A 17,088-nucleotide genomic window follows, 5' to 3' on the forward strand; every position below is an offset into this window, starting at 1 on the left:
TTTCTAAAAGCTTCCCCGGCTGCCGCTGTGCGAATGTCCTCCACTCGTCGTTCCGCCGCCTGAGCTTTTATTATTGGACGGTTTTCTTTGTTTTGTGACGGTCGTTCTGATGTACTCGTCATTCTTTCTGATCACTCCGGATGTATCACCGTTCATATACGTATTTGCACTTACGGTCACTCTGCCGCCTGAATTGTATTTCATAATGGCGACGGCAATTCCCGCGATGACTGCTGACACAAGCAATTGAAACCATGTCTTAAAAAAGATGCTGTCCGCCCATGGTTTCTTCTCCATATCATCATACGCCGCCTTCATAAACATTTCGAATGCGGCCGCATAATGATTGTCAGATATATCCGGCGTGATTTTTTCTCTAATTTTGTCCAGTCTGGCGTCATTCAAATATTCTTCAGCCTTTTTAAAGCCGGCAAGATAGACTTCTCTATGCTCCATATCAACCGTTAACACGGCTGCATTTCCATGCTTCTTCTGATAGCCGGGCGCTTTTTCGTCATAGAAGTCTTGAGTAAATTTCTTCACATCGCGGCCATTCGTATCATTGACCGTCACAATGATAAAGTCGGTTTCCCGCTCGGCGCCCAATTTGGCTGCCAGCGTCTCCAGTTTCTCGATTTCCTGTTTGGTCAAAAGCCCGGCTTCATCATAAACATACCGCTTCTGTTCAGAGGCTGCCGCACCGGAGGCTATAGGGATGAAGACAAGGAAAATCATACATAGGATCATTGCGTTTCTCAATAAATTTCTCATCACGCCCCGCCTCCCATCACAGCAGCGATGATTTTCCAGACCGCAAATATGGAGACAGCCAGTCCGCTAAACCACATCTTTTCTTTAAATGAGCTGATCGGCGGCTTGCCGACGACTTTTCCCGTTTGTCCGTTCATCGCAAAAATGTAATCCTTTTGTTTGTAGTTGTAATTGACCATCCAGACGGGCAAAAGCACATAAAAGCTTTTCATTTTTTGCGTATCGACGTGTTTCGTTTTCACATCGACGGAGCTGTATCCTGATAAGGTGGAATCGATATATGACTCGATGTAACCGCTGATTTTGCTTTTCGCCCGCGGAAAAAGCTCTTCATCATCGTAATTATATTTTTCAGCGATGTAGCCTGCCAAATAGGCCGTTTTAAAATCTTTCAGCTGATCATACGGATAAGGCTCCAATTTGTCCATCAATTCATCGTTCATCTTTTCTGATGCATCCACCGGGACTTTGATGTAGTCGAGATTGATATCGCGAAACGCATCATAATGTTCGGTCTTCGTATAGATGTAGTCGCCCTGTGTATACCTATGTACCTTTGTGCAGCGGGCGCTGACCTGCACTTTGCTGTTTAAATCGTACATCCAAAAAGGAACGTACATGCCTGTGATGCTTTTAATCCGGTCCGCCGACATAAAGCCCTTTGGTGTTAACAGCCCTTTTCTGCACCACTTGCGAAACGCGTCTGCCGCTTCCTCTTTGCTGATCGTAAAAGGAATGACCTTTGCCGGGGCAAGGTTTCCGGACAAGCGGTCGGCGATCACAGCCGCTCCCCCGCAAAAGCTGCAGGAGGTAGCCGTCGTTTCTTTTTCAGTGATCAAAATAGCGCCGCAGTTTTGGCAATGATATTCTGTTGCTTCGTCTTCAGTAAATCTCGCTGTTTTTAATTCTTCCGGAATGTTTTCAATCTTGTCCTGTCTCCCGCAGCTCCGGCAGGCCAGCGTGCCGGATTCAGCGTCAAAGGCCATGTCATCCCCGCAGCCCGGACATTTATAAGAAATCACCATGTCTCTTAACCTCTCACTTTATTCATTTCAAATTGTTATGACTTTTGACCCGCCATTTTTGCTTTCAGTGCGGCAAGTGCATTATCCACACCAGAGGGGCTGTCATATTTAGCTTTCAGGTCTTCTATGTCATCTTGAGGAGCGGCGTTCAGTTCAGCCATCGCATTCGCTTCATCAAGCGCCCGGTTGGCCTTTTCTTCCATTCTGCCGAAAGCGGACATTGAATGGTTGGCATTCGCTGCAGATGCACCGAGTTTATTCATTCTTTCCTGTGTTTTCGCCGCTGTCCATTTCGCTTTGATCTCGGCCCGGCGCGCTTCAAGCTCTCCAATATCAGAAACAAGCTTATCGTGCATTTTTTTCATTTGAAGCGCATTGGATGACGCCGTTTGTAATGCAGTTTCTAATTCGGACGCCTTCGTTTCCAGCACCGCTTTCTTTTCTAAAAATGTTCGGGCATCCGCCTCGCTGCCGGCTTCCAATGCCTTCATTGCATAGCGCTCAAGCTTGTCGATTTCCGCCCGGCAATCCGCCAGTTCTCTTTTTGCCCTTTGCTCGGCCGCCATGACAGACGCCGTTTCCGCCTTTACTTTGTTTAAGTCGCTGTTCAAGTTCCTGACGTACTGATCCACCATTTTTTCCGGGTCCTCTGCTTTATCAAGCAAAGCGTTAATATTGCTGGCCATAATGTCTTTGAACCTGCTTAATATACTCATCTAAAAACTCCTCCTTATAGTAAAATATACTTAGTTTAAATATACTATTTTTCCAGAGGAAAAGTTTCGGTTTTTTAATAAAAAATTGATATAATGGCAGTTTTTCGAGAAAAATTTTCAAACAAAAACAAAAATATTCAGACGGAATATTCTGATTTATATGTTGATTTATTTTTGATTTCGGAATAAAGTAATACTATATGAAAAACATTCGGAACAGCATGCAAGCTGGAACGGATGCAGGGTCGGTATCACCAGAAAATGACAGCGCTTACATATTCGCATGACTCACGAAAGAAAAATCCAGCATTCAACGCATCAATCCGGCTTCTGTCAGAAAAGAATTCTGTTTTGAAAGGGGAGCGAATCATGCCAGGGAGAAAAAAAGGCAGTTTGAAGTCGACGATCACGGTTGCCATGTCCAACTATTTGGAGGCGGGATCAATCGTCGCAGGGGCCGGCGGGCTTTCGTTATGGGTTGAATATTTAGGGTTGGACGACGCCCGGGTCGGGCTTCTCGGCGCCTTAAGCGCAAATGGTTTCGGCGCGGCGATCGGCGCTTTTCTCGGCGGTTTTTTAGTCGACCGTTACGGGAGAAAATTCATATACAAGTACGATCTATTAGTCTATATGCTTGGCGTTTTGCTGATTGCCTTGTCGTTTAATTTTCCGATGCTTTTAACCGGTTACATCGTGACGGGAATTGCGGTGGGCGCAGCGATTCCGGCTGCTTGGACTTATATTGCCGAGGAGGCGCCTGATCACGAACGCGCCGGACGCGTCGGCTGGGGGCAGCTGGCATGGTCGGTCGGACCGGCGCTTACGCTGCTGCTATCGGTTGCCTTGGCACCGCTCGGTTTGCTGGGAAGCCGGTTGATTTTTGCGCAATTATTCGTTGTCGCGGTCATCACGTGGATTTTGCAGCAGCAGATTCACGAATCGTCCATCTGGGAGGAGCAAAAGCGAAAAGAAGCTGAAGACAAAGCAAAAGGAGTTGCAGAAAAGGCATCGATCAAAGAGCTGTTGACCAACAAAGCGAACCTCCACGCCATGATTCTCCTTATCGGAATTTACGCGTTTTGGAACCTTGTTGCCGGAACAATGGGATATTTCATGCCGTATATTTATGAGACGGTCGGCGGTTTAACAGCGGCGCAAGCCAACCTGCTGCAGGCATTTTTATGGATTTTGACAGTGGCGTCCACATACTTCGTCTTTATCCGTCTCGGCGATAAAGTCAATCGGAAAACGCTTTTTGGCATAGGAGCAGCCATGGCAACCGCCGCATGGGTCATCCTCACCTTCGGTACGATGAACATCACGGAGCTTTTATTATTCGTATGCCTGTGGGGCATTTCTGCGGGATTTGGAGCGCAGGCGTTTTACGGGCTGTGGGCGGCAGAACTTTTTCATACGAAATACAGGGCGCTCGCCCAAGGCTTTATGTTCTTCATCGTCCGCATCGGCGTCGGGCTCATCTCATTGATCGTTCCTGCGATGATTACGGGATTGGGCTTTAAAACAGCCGGCGCCGTCATGATTGCATTTCTCGTCATTCATATGATCATCGGGCTCCGTATGGCGCCGGAAACGCGCGGCAAATCGCTTGAAGCCATTCAAAGCGAACGCTACCACCAAAGCGGCTGACCTGTGGTCAGCCGCTTGTTCTAAACCTGCAGGTTTGAGGCTGTCAACAGCTTCCTCTTCTCTGAATACGGGTCGTTTTCAATCGCGATCTCTTGATCAAAAATCAGCGTTTTCCGTGAATCTTCATCATAATCAGGCCAGCTGACATCATCGGTGCTCGGATTTCCGGAGCGGGCAAAAGACACCCAGGCAGCCTGGATCTGTTTAGCAAGCAGATGCGCTTCCTCCCCAGCCTTCGTACCTGTCAGCTGTTCCAAACTGTCCATATTGCCAAATACAAACGGAATCTCTAAGCCGTGCACCGCTTTGTTGAACGGCGGATGCTCCGAATCGGCATGCCAGTCAAACCGGTACATAAAGACAGATGCATGTTGTGATTGAGCCGAAGCGAACACAACGGACGGATGCCAAAAGACTAGATCTGTCATCATATCAACATGGCCTTTCAATGATCTCGGATACAGAGGCGCGGCGGCTTCAGCGGCCTCTTTTCCCATGTATTCTTCTAAAATCTCATTAATCTTCCTCTCAGGCAAAAGTTCCGAAGCAGAGGCAAAAAACAAAGCGCCTTCATCGCGGTTTGTTCCGATTAATAGACCGATTCCTTTTGCCGCACCCTTCGCGACGGCGGCCTCCGGCTTCAGCGGGAGGGTTTTTTCGTCAAGTGCCGGCTGAAAGATCAATTCAAAAATATTTTCTCCCATTAAAGTACGCAGCTGATCGGCGGCTTGAAGAAGTTCTTGATCAGATACATCGCAAAGGCGCTCCAGATGATGTTGATCAATATCGAGAATCGTTAAGAATCTTTCTGTTGCGGCTTTCGCAAGCTTTTCAGACATTGTTGCGGACGCCCCGCTTTCCATAATGGCCTGTTGAAAAAGCCCCTTTGCTTTCGGCATCGCCAAGAGCGAAGCGATGCTCATCGATCCCGCCGATTCTCCAAATACCGTAATATGATGACGGTCTCCGCCAAAGAAAGCGATATTTTCTTTCACCCACTCAAGGGCCGCGATTTGATCCAAGAGGCCAAGGTTGCTTGTGTAGGAATCTTCAATTGCAGAAAGATGCAAAAAACCGAACGGACCGAGGCGATAATTGATGGTGACCACGATCACCTTTCCCTGCTTTGCGAGCTGAGTCCCGTCATAGAACGGTTCACTGCCGGCTCCGAGATAAAAAGCGCCCCCATGAATCCACACCATAACAGGCAGATCCCCATCCGCCTCTTCAGGTGCGTACACATTTAAATAAAGGCAATCCTCAGACTTTTCAACCCCCGTTGACTCACCAGGCAACCCCCTGTCAGGCTGCGGACAAACCGGACCAAATTGAAAAGCCTCCCGCTCACCTTCCCAGGCTTCAATTCGCTGCGGTTCCCGAAACCTTAACTTGCCGACGGGAGGTTTTGCGAAAGGTACGCCTTTAAAGATACGGACACCGTTTTCCGTTCTGCCTTTCAGCTTTCCAAAGCACGTTTGGACAGTCGTTTCATACATTTTATTCCACCCCTTTCACTTTTCAATGATAATGGAATCGGACGATACCGTCTAATCGGAATACTTGCATTTTGGAAAATGAAGGGTCTAGTATAGGATCAGAAGAGATGTTCAACTTATTGTTTGAAAATTTGACGGAAAAGAGGGATTTCAATGAAACTGTCGGGACACACAGTACTGATCACAGGCGGCGCATCAGGAATCGGCTTTGCTTTTGCCGAACGATTTATGAAATCGGGAAATACGGTCATCGTCTGCGGGAGAAGGGAAAGCAAGTTGAAAGAAGCAAAGGAAAAATATCCGGAGCTGATCACGCGTATATGCGATGTAACCGATGAAACGGAACGACTGGCATTATTTGAATGGGTCAAAGAACGTCACCCTGGCGTAAACGTACTTGTGAATAATGCGGGTATACAGCAGCGCTACCACATTTTAAAAGCAGATGTCATAGACAATTGGGCTGACTACAAAAAAGAAATCACCGTCAACATGGAGGCACCGATCCACCTGGCCATGCTCTTTAGCCAATACTTTGCCAAAAAACCGGGGAAAACAGCGATCATCAATGTGACATCAGGCCTGGCGTTTACACCGATGGCGATCGCACCGATCTACTCATCGACAAAAGCCGCTCTCCATTCTTTTACGATGAGTTTAAGACATCAGCTTTCCGAGGCCGGCGTTGAGGTCATAGAGGTCGCTCCTCCCGCGGTCAATACAGATCTGGGCGGTGTCGGACTGCATGATTCCGGAGCTCCTTTGGATGAATTTGCCGATGAGATTTTTAAAGGGCTGGAAGAAGGCCGATTAGAAATCGGCTATGCCAGATCGGAAAAAGCCTTGCGGATGTCAAGAGATGAAATCGATGAAAGCGTCAGCCAAATGTACAGTTCTTTAAAACATTCCATCGAATAAAAGGAATGTTGGCATTGTCATTTCAATAGAGGTTGTTCCTTCCAGACGGCCGTTTTATCATAAAATGAGAAGGAGTGATCCAAATGCCGTTTATTCTCCAGCGCATTTATCAGGAAAACCAGCAAGCAGAAGGACGCCGCATTTTAATCGACCGTGTGTGGCCGCGCGGCATTTCAAAAGAAAAAGCGAACCTTGACTGCTGGATGAAAGAAATCGCTCCAAGTCCTGATTTAAGAAAATGGTTCGGTCATGACCCGAAAAAATTCGAATCGTTTAAAGAAGCCTATCAAAATGAAATCAAACAACAGCCTGAAAAACAGAGAAGCTTCAAGGAATTAAAAGAAATGGCTGCGGACGAAACCGTTATTCTGCTTTACGGTGCAAAGGATGAGCGCCATAACCATGCCGTCGTTCTTTATGAGATGCTGAACCGGCAAAGCCTTTGACCTTGAAACTTTTTTCAACGCTTTTCGTATGACAGATAAAGCAATATGCGAAAAGGATGGTAAACATGGAAATGAACCTGTTTTGGATCGGGCTTGGTTTAGCGGCTTTAGGCTATTTTATCGGTGACGGCTTGAAAAACTTTAAAAACCCAAAAGGGAGTTATTCAGGCTATCCCTATTTAGTTAAAGAAGGCGATTTACATTATTATTTAGGTTTAAGTAAAGTAGAAACGAAAGAAATGCTGAGTAAATATCCTGACATACCTAAAATTGAATTAAATGGCACAACCTATTATCCGTATCAGCATTTGATGGATTGGATGTTGTCCGCCGACCTTTATAAACAGTAAAGCGCAGCTTGAAGCTGCGCTCACTTTTATGATTCGAGTATTTCAACATAGCCTTCCGATCCGTTAATCCTGATCTTCTGTCCGTCTTTAATTTCTTTCGTCGCATGCTCAACCCCCACCACCGCCGGAAGCCCGTATTCCCGCGCAATGACGGCGCCATGTGTCATGAGGCCGCCCACTTCCGTCACCAAACCTTTGATTGAGACAAACAGCGGTGTCCAGCTCGGATCTGTAAAAGGCGTAACAAGGATATCCCCCTCTTCGATATCGGCTTCTTCCAATTTCAGAATCACTCTTGCCCTACCTTCGACGACTCCCGATGAAACAGGAACGCCCGCCAATGCTCCCGCCGGAATGTGGTCTCCCAGAACTTCTCCCGTGATGACCTCGCCTTCTGAAGTCATCATTCGCGGAGGCGTTAATTTTTCATAATGCTGATATTCTGCTTTTCTTTCCTCGATCTTCTTCACATCGAGACGATTAGCGCAAACGGCCTCTCTCAATTCATCAAAAGACAGATAATAAATATCCTCCTTCGCTTGAATCAGCTTCTTTCGCTGCAAAACGGCGGCTTCTTTCATCAACGCTTCCTTATATATAAAATAGCGTTTGATCAGAGCATATTTGGGATATTCCCGATAACCGATAAAATTCCGCAAAACGCTGATCATCTTCTTTGTCTTTTTTGCCTTTTGTCTGCCTCCCTTTAGTTGTTGCAGACGGCTTAACAGATCCCTCTCCTTTTGCTCCGCTTCCAATCGCCCCTGTTCAAACTTGACCGTTCGCGCACCAGGTTCAAAGTTTTTGATGTTGCTCAAAATCACTGGAGCAAGAATGGAAGGGCGTTCGCTCCAGCGCGTCTTGGTCATATCGATCTCACCGGTGCAGCGCATGCCGTATTTCTCAAGGAATGCCCGCAATGCGCTGATAAAAGCGGGACCGCCGTCAAGCTGTTTGAGATCTTCGAAAAAGGTTTCATCATTGGCATGCGCTAGATATTTCTGAACCTCGGGGTATCCTCTGGCAGCATCGGAAACATCCAAAAGCGCCAATCCCATTTCAGATGTGACATTGTGCAATACCGATTGAGAAAGGGTATCGGCGACATTTTTTTCGCCAAGCCATTTCTCCATTTTTCGATTGAGCCAGTATACCGCATATAAACCAACCATAATCACAGCCATGCTCTCTGAATCATAGAGAACTTTTTTCAAGTTTTTTTGATCCTCTTCTATCTGTGCAAATAACGTTTCACCCGATGCATTTTTCAATCGCTGTTCAGCCTCATGAATGGATGCTTCCGCTTTGGACATGAGCCGTTTGACTACACCTGTGTCGTTTTTCCGGTAAATCTTCAGCGCATGACCAGGCAGCGACCATGACAGCCCCTCAGCCCCTAATCTAAACATCCGCTTCCCTTTAGGCAGGGTTTTGACAAGCTCCTTTCTTTTCAAAAAATTCACAAGAGCGCTATGCATGAAAGGATCATTTTTCCCCGCCGTGCTGAGGACGACTTTCCGACCAGCAAAAGATGCCAAATCGTGTGATAAATCAATAAAAAGCCTTCCGCCGGCACAGGTCAGCTCATAACCCGAGATCAACCCGAAAAACGATATCCCAAGCGGATTGATCGGCTCTGTCATCATTTGCTGATGCCCGACAGACATATAGACGCGCAGCTTGTCATCGCTCTGTTTCGGGAGAGGAAACAATGTCGTTACAGGCCTGCTCTGGACAAAGAAAAATTCGCCATCAGCCAGACACCATTCAATATCCTGCGGAAAACCGAAATGAGCTTCGATTCTCCTTCCCAGTGCTTCAAGCTGTATGATCTGTTCATCTGTTAATGTTTGCTTTTTCCGGCGTTCCGCTTCGACTTCGCGCGCCTCAGTGCCGCCGCTTTCCAAAGAATAGACTGCCGACTTTTTCTCGGAAATCGTTTTTTGAACGATCTCTCCTTCGCGAACCTTGTAGTTGTCTGCCGAAACCATACCAGATACAAGCGCCTCCCCCAAAGCAAAGCTCGCATCAATCGAGGTGACCTTCCGGTTGGATGTAACGGGATCTGCCGTAAACAAAATGCCGGACGCCTCCGAAAACACCATCTGCTGGATGACGACCGATAATTGAACTTTACGGTGGTCAAAACCGTTTTGAACCCGGTAGATCACGGCCCGCTCTGTAAACAATGAAGCCCAGCATTTGCTGATATGCTTCAAGATCGCCTCTATTCCTTTTATATTTAAATACGTATCTTGCTGCCCGGCGAAAGAGGCATGAGGCAAATCTTCCGCTGTAGCGCTTGATCGGACGGCATATGCACCGCCGCCAGCATTTGAGTGAGCGCTTTTAACCGCTTCTTTGATCTCTTCGGCGATTTCGGCCCTTTCAATACCATTGCGGATCTGGAGGGCGAGTTCGTTAATCTGCTCTCGATCGATCACTTTCAAAAGTGACAGCTGATCAATCAGTTCACTGACTCTGCCGTTTTCGCCAATCATCCTTTCATATGCCTTTGTGGTTACACAAAAGCCGTGAGGCACTTGAATGCCGCCCATTTTCGACAACTCGCCCAAGTTCATCCCTTTCCCGCCGACAAGCGGCAAATCGGCTCGATCGACCTCATGAAAGCCCAATACATAGCGTCCCATCAGAAATCCCCCTTTTTATTCGCCTTCAATACCGAAACGAATCATATCCAAAAACCGTTTTCGTTCTTCAAGAAGACGTCTGCTCCAGGCTGGATCATAATCGTTCTCAGCCGTTACTTTCGCTAGAAACTTTTGTTCAAAATGCCCCATCATGACCATGATGAGTTCGAACGCCTCTTCACGATCGACTCCTTTCCTCAACGGAACTTTCGCAAAAAGCTGTTTTAGAATACGATTTCTAACGGCAAATTGCTCCCCATACTTTGCGGCGATTTCTTCTTTTAATTCGGAAGGCGGTGAAAAAAAGGCTTCTTTCGTGAGCTTATATACGTTTGGATAATCCGCGAAAAACTCAAGCTTAGCCAAACTTATTTTTTCTTTCGCTTCAAAAAAATCATGATAAGACGACAGGTCATCAAGGGAAAGGCGCGACTTTACCTTTTCAATACAATAATCGAGCACAGTTAAGTACAGAATTTTTTTGCTTTTAAAGTGATGAAAAATCAGCGCCTTTGAAATACCGGCCGCTTCCGCCAGCATTCCGGTCGAAGTCTTTGCATAGCCGTGCCGGGCAAAAACCTCCAAACAGGCATCGAGTATTTGTTCTTTTTCATAAAGCTGTAAAGGCATTGATCATCATTCCTTTTCGTTATTGACCAATCGGTTAGTATAAATTGTAGCGCTTGCTGACCAGTCGGTCAATAAAATAAAACAAGAATAGGGTTTTAACATATGAATTTATTGGTAAAATGAAGGTGGAGCTTACAAAATATGCCGGGGTGAAAAGGCAATGCTGGTGTTGATGGTAAAGTTTATTTTGCTCTTTATTTTATGTTCCATTTCGTTTTCTTTATTTAAAGCATGTGTTTACACAGCGGGTAAAAAGCTGATTGACCGGACCGCGGAAGGATCGGCGCTCAACTGGACCTGCAGCGTATTCATCAAAAACGGCGTGGCCATGACGGGCGATGACTGCTTTGTCATGGCTGTTTCAGCGGCCTTGTTGGCCATTTATATATAAAAGCCTCAAACTTCCAATAAACAAACAAGGGTGACTAAGATGTGCGGCAGGTTTACGCTCTTTTCTGAATTTGATGAGATTATTGATCGTTTCGAGATTGATCAAATGACGATTGAAGATTACAGCCCAAGTTATAACATCGCGCCTTCCCAGCGCATTCTCGCCGTCATCAGCGACGGTTCCCATAACCGGTTAGGGCGGCTGCGGTGGGGATTGATTCCGCCGTGGTCAAAGGATGAGAAAATCGGTTATAAAATGATCAATGCGCGCGCTGAGACTTTGGCTGAGAAGCCGAGCTTTCGAAAGCCGCTGATCAGACAAAGGTGTCTCATTCCGGCAGACAGTTTTTATGAGTGGAAGCGGACCGATGCAAAGACAAAGCGGCCGATGAGGATCAAGCTCAAAACAAATGGACTGTTTTCGTTTGCGGGGCTTTGGGAGAAGTGGCAGCCTGCCGGCGGCAAGCCCGTCTATACATGCACAATCATTACGACAATGCCCAACGATTTAATGAAAGATATTCATGATCGCATGCCCGTCATTCTTGATCGTCAAGCTGAAAAAGAATGGCTGAATCCGAAAAATCAAGACCTTGCATACTTAGAAAGCCTTTTAAAACCATATGGGTCAAAAGAGATGGAAGCGTATGAAGTCGCGCCTCTCGTCAATTCACCGCATCATAATTCTCCTGAGCTCATCAAAAAAGCCCCTTTGCAATAAAAAGGGGCTTTTGGGCGAGGCGGCCGGTCATGACGAGAGGAGCCGCGCCCACTTGATTCAAAAAACTAATGTTTCAGAAGATAAAATTCACTGCTGAAGCCGATGCCTTCCCAAAAACGCAGCGCCGATTGATTATCGATATCAACCGATACTTGAACGTGAGACACTTGATGCCTTTCAAACCAATCCATCATACGATCTGCAACAAGCTTTCCCAGCTTGTTTCTTCGATAGACCGGGGCTATGTACACTTCATCGATGTGCCCGCTCAGACAATCGCTGACCAAATCTTTCTTAATAGAGGCCAGCCCGTATCCGACCGCTTCTTGCTTTTCATTCACGACGGCAAAAACCGCTCCGTATGCGGACTGAACATATTGTTTCAACTGCTGCTGTATCATTTCTCTATCTTGATCATCCAATGTGCAATCAGCCGTTTCCAATGCATTATCATTCCACAAATTAATCAGTTTAGCAACAAACTCAGGCTTCAGAGGGGCATCAAGCTGTTGAATATGTATGGTCATGGCGTTTCTCCCTGTGCAAGACTTTTCATCAACCACATTTTAAATTAGAATAATATGCAATACAAGGATTTTACTGCTAAAGAAAGGTGATGGTGAAATGGACAGCCGTACAGCGCGGGAAAAAGAACCGCCGCTTGTCAAAGCATTCCATTATATCACGCTTGCCGGGATATTTCTTCTCATCATTCCATCCGGGTTCAATCCCGTTTATTTGAATGTAGGATTCATCCTGTTTGGACTGAACATCGGTGTGCGTTCATTCGTTCTTTTGAAGAAGAATAAAAAAGGAGAATTTATCTTTACGATCGCTGCTTGTTTATTTTTGATCGGTTACAGCGCTGTCAGGCTTTATTTCATATCATAATAAAAAAGCAGGTTTTCCCTGCTTTTTAAACCAAATCCGCCGTTTTGAGCCCCCTGCATTTTTGCAGACCGTCAGAACGCAGACAATAAGCGGCCGTCTTTTTCTTATATTGTTTAACGACGTCTATATGATCATCGTATCTGTAAACCAACAGCTTCACAGCGTTTTTCCCTCTTTTTGTTTCGATAACAAACGGTGTCCCAGCGTTTTTCGGATTTACAAAAAGCGGCTCGTCTCCCGGGTAGATGTAATACCGCTCCATAAATACGGCCTCATTAAAGTTTTGAATAAATTGACTCTTGTCAGATCCCTCTAAACGCTCTCCTCCGAACGTCACTGTAACATTCGCTTCCTCAAGCTTAACATGAACTTGAAATTTGCCGGTCAGCCACTCTACGACACCGCTCGGAAGGCAAGTGACCAATATTTTAAAAAGACTGAAGATAACCAAAAAGGTTACAAAAAGCCATGTCACTCGATCATCTCCTCTTGTCTGAAATTTAAAGATGTCCTTGATTCATCCTATCATACAGACTAAAGGATTTTATTGTACATTGTGTGAACAAGTGCAGCCCAGATGAACATTCGCCTTCAGTGATCCCCGCCCTGATGCTCTTCTTTTGGGATTTCAGAAGGAGCCTTCGGAACTTTCCGCAGCTGATGATTGACCACATCAGAGGAATAAAGTGTAACAATCATCGTTCCTCCATGCCGTTTCGCCCTGATCAAGACCGGTTGGTTATATTTATTTTGAAAGCGCAAATCAGGCCCGCCCCAGCTGACCGTCGCGTCGCGCCCCGGCGGAACATAAGGGACACGCCGGCTGTGGGAATAGCGCTGGACGATTTCCAGTCCTGCCCGGTCAACCGCATTAAACAATGTTGACGAAACCTGGCAAATGCCTCCGCCAACCCCTTCAGACAATTCGCCTCTCACGATCACCGGAGCCTTCATATACCCCTTGTCCGGCGTCCTCATACCGACAACTTTGTTAAATGAAAACGTCTCATTAGGAAACACAACATGATTGTCGATCGCTTTTGCCGCGAGTGAAATGTTGTGCGTCCTGCTTTTATTCCCGGAATTAAAATACGTCACATACTGACCGATCCGCTGTGTCCGGATATGGGAAAGCAGTTCGCTGTCCACTTTCGGGTAAATGTTCAATTCAGGCACTTCTATCGTGGACGGACCATCCCCATAAAAATACGCATAAAACTGCTCTCTAACCCCCTTCCTGGAAAGGCTGTAGCCAACCTTGCCGGGAACGATCCTTCCCTGATCATTGATCACGGCGTTGACGGGATCCTTGTGTACTTTCCGCTCAAGCCTGTCAACGAACTCGGCGTATTTTTTATCATCAATCAACGGTGTCCCGGGAAGCGGCATTGTAAAATCTTCACGGTTCACAACGGCCACTTTCTTCCCTTGCTGGGTGATCGTTAAGCTGTCAGAATGTCCCGCAGGCTGCGCTAATAATAAAAGTCCAGTCATCCAAATTTTCAGCATAAGTCGATGTACCTCCCGCTATTAGTATGAACAGGAGATGATATTTGATGTACTGGACGTGTGATGCTTTAATGATCATCTATATTATGGATGAGAAAGGTTACACTAATGGAGGGAAGTTAAAAATAGTATAAAGCATGCATTAAGCCTGTTTATTTTCATTGGTTCCTTTTCTTTTTAGCCTGACTAACATTATGGTGGTGGCTATCAGGATTATCAAAAAAGTGATGCCTGAGTACAGGAACCCAACTAGCTCTATGCCATTAAATTTGTACGTCAAATAACTGCCGATAAAAAAGATTGTCCCCAGCAGGGAAAATGAATTCAATCGATTTACAATTTTTTTGACCATTTTTTTAAAACCCCCCGAAAAGAACAATGACTTCTGAGGCACTGGCCGACTGCTCATTCTTTATAAAATATATGCCCTTCTCTTTGAGAAGAGCGTACCGTTACTTGTTCTGTTGATTTTCTTTCTTTTCTTTTAAAGTGAGATTTAAAAAGAGAAGGGCCAATAAAATGAAAGCAATGTTCACCAACCAGGACTTCCAGCTGGACGCAGGGTCAGAAATTGTACCGAGCAGATGTATAATAGATGAAAATGATAAAAGCAAAAACATTAGTTTGTTGTGCGACATAATTGTTTAACCTTTCTGTTAAAAATCCAGGTTCCAATTATACCACAATGGATTAAAGTAGTAATTATATGTCATCGCAAGTTAAAATAAAAAGAGGCTCTCAAAAGAGCCTCTTTTCCTTGATATATCAGCGTTTTGGACGCTGGGCTTACATCATTCCACCCATACCGCCCATGCCGCCCATGTCAGGCATTCCTGCGCCGCCTTTGTTTTCTTCAGGCTTGTCGGCAACAACTGCTTCAGTTGTCAGGAACATAGCCGCTACAGATGCTGCGTTTTGCAGAGCTGAGCGTGTTACTTTTGTAGGGTCAACGATACCTTTGTCGATCATGTTCACCCATTCGCCTGTTGCAGCGTTGTAGCCTACACCAATAGCTTCGCCTTTCAGGCGCTCAACGATGACAGATCCTTCAAGACCCGCATTGTGCGCGATTTGACGGATTGGTTCTTCAAGAGCGCGAAGAACGATGTTGATACCAGTCAGTTCGTCGCCTTCAGCTTCAAGGGCAGCTACTTTATTGTAAACATTGACAAGAGCTGTACCACCGCCTGATACGATTCCTTCTTCTACCGCAGCGCGAGTAGAGTTCAGGGCGTCTTCGATGCGAAGCTTGCGTTCTTTCAATTCTGTTTCAGTCGCAGCGCCGACTTTGATGACAGCTACGCCGCCTGCAAGCTTAGCTAGGCGCTCTTGTAATTTTTCTTTATCGAACTCAGAAGTTGTTTCTTCAACTTGAGCGCGGATTTGGTTGACGCGTGCCGCGATTTGCTCTGTATCTCCCGCACCTTCAACGATTGTTGTGTTTTCTTTTGTCACAACAACTTTAGAAGCGCGTCCCAATTGGTTGATTTGAGTTGATTTAAGGTCAAGACCTAAATCTTCTGTGATCACTTCGGCACCTGTCAGGATCGAGATGTCTTCGAGCATCGCTTTGCGGCGGTCTCCGAATCCAGGCGCTTTAACAGCCACTGCGTTGAATGTTCCGCGAAGCTTGTTGACAACCAATGTTGCAAGAGCTTCACCTTCAACGTCTTCAGCAATCAGAAGCAACGGTTTGCCTTGCTGAACAACTTGCTCAAGCACCGGCAGGATTTCTTGAATGTTTGTGATTTTTTTGTCTGTTACTAAGATGTACGGGTTCTCAAGAACCGCTTCCATCTTATCGGAATCTGTCACCATGTAAGGAGACGCATATCCGCGGTCAAACTGCATACCTTCAACCACTTCAAGCTCTGTTGTGAATCCTTTTGATTCTTCGATCGTGATGACACCGTCGTTGCCGACGCGCTCCATCGCTTCAGCGATCAGGCTTCCGACTTCTTCGTCAGCAGCGGAGATTGAAGCAACTTGTGCGATTGATTCTTTGCCTTCGATTGGTTTGGAGATTTCTTTCAGGCTTTCAACCGCTACAGCCACAGCCTGCTCGATACCTTTGCGCACGCCTACAGGGTTAGCGCCGGCAGTTACGTTTTTAAGACCTTCGCGAATCATCGCTTGAGCTAGAACTGTCGCTGTTGTTGTACCGTCACCGGCAACATCGTTTGTTTTGCTCGCAACTTCAGCAACAAGCTTTGCGCCCATGTTTTCGAACGCGTCTTCAAGCTCGATTTCTTTCGCGATGGTAACACCGTCGTTTGTGATTAATGGAGAACCGAATTTTTTCTCAAGAACGACGTTGCGTCCTTTAGGTCCCAAAGTTACCTTTACAGCATCCGCCAATGCATCTACACCGCGCAGCATTGAACGGCGGGCTTCTTCGCTAAACTTAATATCTTTTGCCATGTTATTCGAACCTCCTATATAATTGTCTCGTTTTTATTTATGACTTAGCCGATAACAGCTAAAATGTCGCTTTCACGCAAGATTAAGTAGTCAGTACCTTCATATTTCACTTCGGTACCTGCATATTTTGAGAAGATGATGCGGTCGCCTGTTTTCACTTCTAATGCAACGCGCTCTCCGCTCTCTAACACACGGCCTGAACCGGCTGCAACCACTTTACCCTCTTGTGGTTTTTCTTTTGCGGAGTCAGGAAGTACGATTCCGCTGGCAGTTTTTTCTTCAGACTCAACGAGCTCAATGACAACGCGATCACCTAATGGCTTTAACAATGAAACAACCTCCTCAATATTTTCATATGTAATTTTAGCACTCGCACTCGGTGAGTGCTAACACAATTCTTATAATAAAGAATCTCCCAGGCAATTTCAAGTGATAAGGTCAAATTTTTTTGCGCTTACATTTCTCCGCATGTCCTTATCATCCTATAATTTAAAAAGAGTGTGTTA

Annotated in this window: 18 protein-coding genes; 7 read left to right on the plus strand and 11 right to left on the minus strand. The window is 46.0% G+C overall.

From position 1 onward, the window contains the following. Positions 1-3: 3 nt before the first annotated feature. The 3 genes from M1D90_RS18850 to M1D90_RS18860 are packed head-to-tail and all read right to left on the minus strand — an operon-like array spanning position 4 to position 2,512. A complete protein-coding gene (locus M1D90_RS18850; RefSeq protein WP_145654475.1) occupies positions 4-771 on the minus strand; it encodes a TPM domain-containing protein in 768 nt (255 codons plus the stop codon). Beyond that, positions 771-1,796 carry a TFIIB-type zinc ribbon-containing protein gene (locus M1D90_RS18855; RefSeq protein ID WP_026578964.1) on the minus strand — a complete coding sequence of 342 codons (1,026 nt, stop codon included), beginning with the start codon at positions 1,794-1,796 and terminating at the stop codon, positions 771-773. The genes M1D90_RS18850 and M1D90_RS18855 overlap by 1 nt, the downstream gene beginning before the upstream one ends. Positions 1,797-1,831: 35 nt before the next feature. Next, positions 1,832-2,512 (minus strand): PspA/IM30 family protein, encoded by a 681-nt coding sequence (locus M1D90_RS18860; RefSeq protein WP_128823493.1) that lies wholly within the window; start codon positions 2,510-2,512, stop codon positions 1,832-1,834. Between the two features lie 369 nt (positions 2,513-2,881). Between M1D90_RS18860 and M1D90_RS18865 the strand changes: the two genes are divergently transcribed. Next, positions 2,882-4,159, plus strand: coding sequence for an MFS transporter (locus M1D90_RS18865; RefSeq protein ID WP_026578966.1), 1,278 nt, complete (start codon positions 2,882-2,884; stop codon positions 4,157-4,159). Between the two features lie 20 nt (positions 4,160-4,179). Here the strand turns inward: M1D90_RS18865 and M1D90_RS18870 are convergent, their stop codons facing one another. Continuing rightward, positions 4,180-5,655 carry a carboxylesterase/lipase family protein gene (locus tag M1D90_RS18870; RefSeq protein ID WP_456282975.1) on the minus strand — a complete coding sequence of 492 codons (1,476 nt, stop codon included), beginning with the start codon at positions 5,653-5,655 and terminating at the stop codon, positions 4,180-4,182. Positions 5,656-5,808: 153 nt separating this feature from the next. Here M1D90_RS18870 and M1D90_RS18875 point away from each other — a divergent pair, with 153 nt between their 5' ends. The 3 genes from M1D90_RS18875 to M1D90_RS18885 all read left to right on the plus strand — a co-directional run bounded on the left by M1D90_RS18875 (position 5,809) and on the right by M1D90_RS18885 (position 7,369). Beyond that, positions 5,809-6,573, plus strand: a complete 765-nt coding sequence (locus M1D90_RS18875) for an SDR family oxidoreductase (RefSeq protein WP_035337097.1) — start codon at positions 5,809-5,811, stop codon at positions 6,571-6,573. Between the two features lie 83 nt (positions 6,574-6,656). Beyond that, on the plus strand, positions 6,657-7,019 hold the full coding sequence (locus tag M1D90_RS18880) for a DUF488 domain-containing protein (protein WP_035337100.1): 363 nt from the start codon (positions 6,657-6,659) through the stop codon (positions 7,017-7,019). Between the two features lie 65 nt (positions 7,020-7,084). Continuing rightward, on the plus strand, positions 7,085-7,369 hold the full coding sequence (locus M1D90_RS18885) for a hypothetical protein (RefSeq protein WP_020450376.1): 285 nt from the start codon (positions 7,085-7,087) through the stop codon (positions 7,367-7,369). Positions 7,370-7,395: 26 nt separating this feature from the next. Here M1D90_RS18885 and ppsA read toward each other — a convergent pair whose 3' ends face one another. Both ppsA and M1D90_RS18895 read right to left on the minus strand, forming a co-directional pair. Then, on the minus strand, positions 7,396-10,020 hold the full coding sequence (gene ppsA / locus M1D90_RS18890; protein WP_456282976.1) for a phosphoenolpyruvate synthase: 2,625 nt from the start codon (positions 10,018-10,020) through the stop codon (positions 7,396-7,398). Between the two features lie 15 nt (positions 10,021-10,035). Then, positions 10,036-10,650 carry a TetR/AcrR family transcriptional regulator gene (locus M1D90_RS18895; RefSeq protein ID WP_026578969.1) on the minus strand — a complete coding sequence of 205 codons (615 nt, stop codon included), beginning with the start codon at positions 10,648-10,650 and terminating at the stop codon, positions 10,036-10,038. 160 nt (positions 10,651-10,810) lie between these two features. Here M1D90_RS18895 and M1D90_RS18900 point away from each other — a divergent pair, with 160 nt between their 5' ends. Next, the gene (locus M1D90_RS18900; protein WP_025811974.1) at positions 10,811-11,041 is read left to right on the plus strand and encodes a hypothetical protein; all 231 of its coding nucleotides are present in this window, start codon (positions 10,811-10,813) and stop codon (positions 11,039-11,041) included. Positions 11,042-11,080: 39 nt separating this feature from the next. After that, positions 11,081-11,761, plus strand: coding sequence for an SOS response-associated peptidase (locus M1D90_RS18905; RefSeq protein WP_080131257.1), 681 nt, complete (start codon positions 11,081-11,083; stop codon positions 11,759-11,761). A gap of 65 nt (positions 11,762-11,826) precedes the next feature. Here the strand turns inward: M1D90_RS18905 and M1D90_RS18910 are convergent, their stop codons facing one another. Continuing rightward, positions 11,827-12,288 (minus strand): GNAT family N-acetyltransferase, encoded by a 462-nt coding sequence (locus M1D90_RS18910; RefSeq protein WP_195259048.1) that lies wholly within the window; start codon positions 12,286-12,288, stop codon positions 11,827-11,829. A gap of 97 nt (positions 12,289-12,385) precedes the next feature. On the opposite strand from M1D90_RS18910, the gene M1D90_RS18915 reads away from it, so the two are divergent. Then, the gene (locus M1D90_RS18915) at positions 12,386-12,652 is read left to right on the plus strand and encodes a hypothetical protein (RefSeq protein ID WP_145608264.1); all 267 of its coding nucleotides are present in this window, start codon (positions 12,386-12,388) and stop codon (positions 12,650-12,652) included. 25 nt (positions 12,653-12,677) lie between these two features. Here M1D90_RS18915 and M1D90_RS18920 read toward each other — a convergent pair whose 3' ends face one another. The 4 genes from M1D90_RS18920 to groES all read right to left on the minus strand — a co-directional run bounded on the left by M1D90_RS18920 (position 12,678) and on the right by groES (position 16,911). Further along, entirely contained in the window at positions 12,678-13,127 is a 450-nt protein-coding gene (locus tag M1D90_RS18920; protein ID WP_020450370.1) for a YfmQ family protein, read from the minus strand. Positions 13,128-13,243: 116 nt separating this feature from the next. Further along, positions 13,244-14,161, minus strand: a complete 918-nt coding sequence (locus M1D90_RS18925; protein ID WP_020450369.1) for a VanW family protein — start codon at positions 14,159-14,161, stop codon at positions 13,244-13,246. Positions 14,162-14,947: 786 nt separating this feature from the next. Beyond that, on the minus strand, positions 14,948-16,582 hold the full coding sequence (gene groL / locus M1D90_RS18930) for a chaperonin GroEL (protein WP_020450334.1): 1,635 nt from the start codon (positions 16,580-16,582) through the stop codon (positions 14,948-14,950). 44 nt (positions 16,583-16,626) lie between these two features. Further along, on the minus strand, positions 16,627-16,911 hold the full coding sequence (gene groES, locus M1D90_RS18935; protein ID WP_003179248.1) for a co-chaperone GroES: 285 nt from the start codon (positions 16,909-16,911) through the stop codon (positions 16,627-16,629). Between the last annotated feature and the right edge of the window lie 177 nt (positions 16,912-17,088).

Source organism: Bacillus sp. JZ34 (assembly GCF_053903205.1).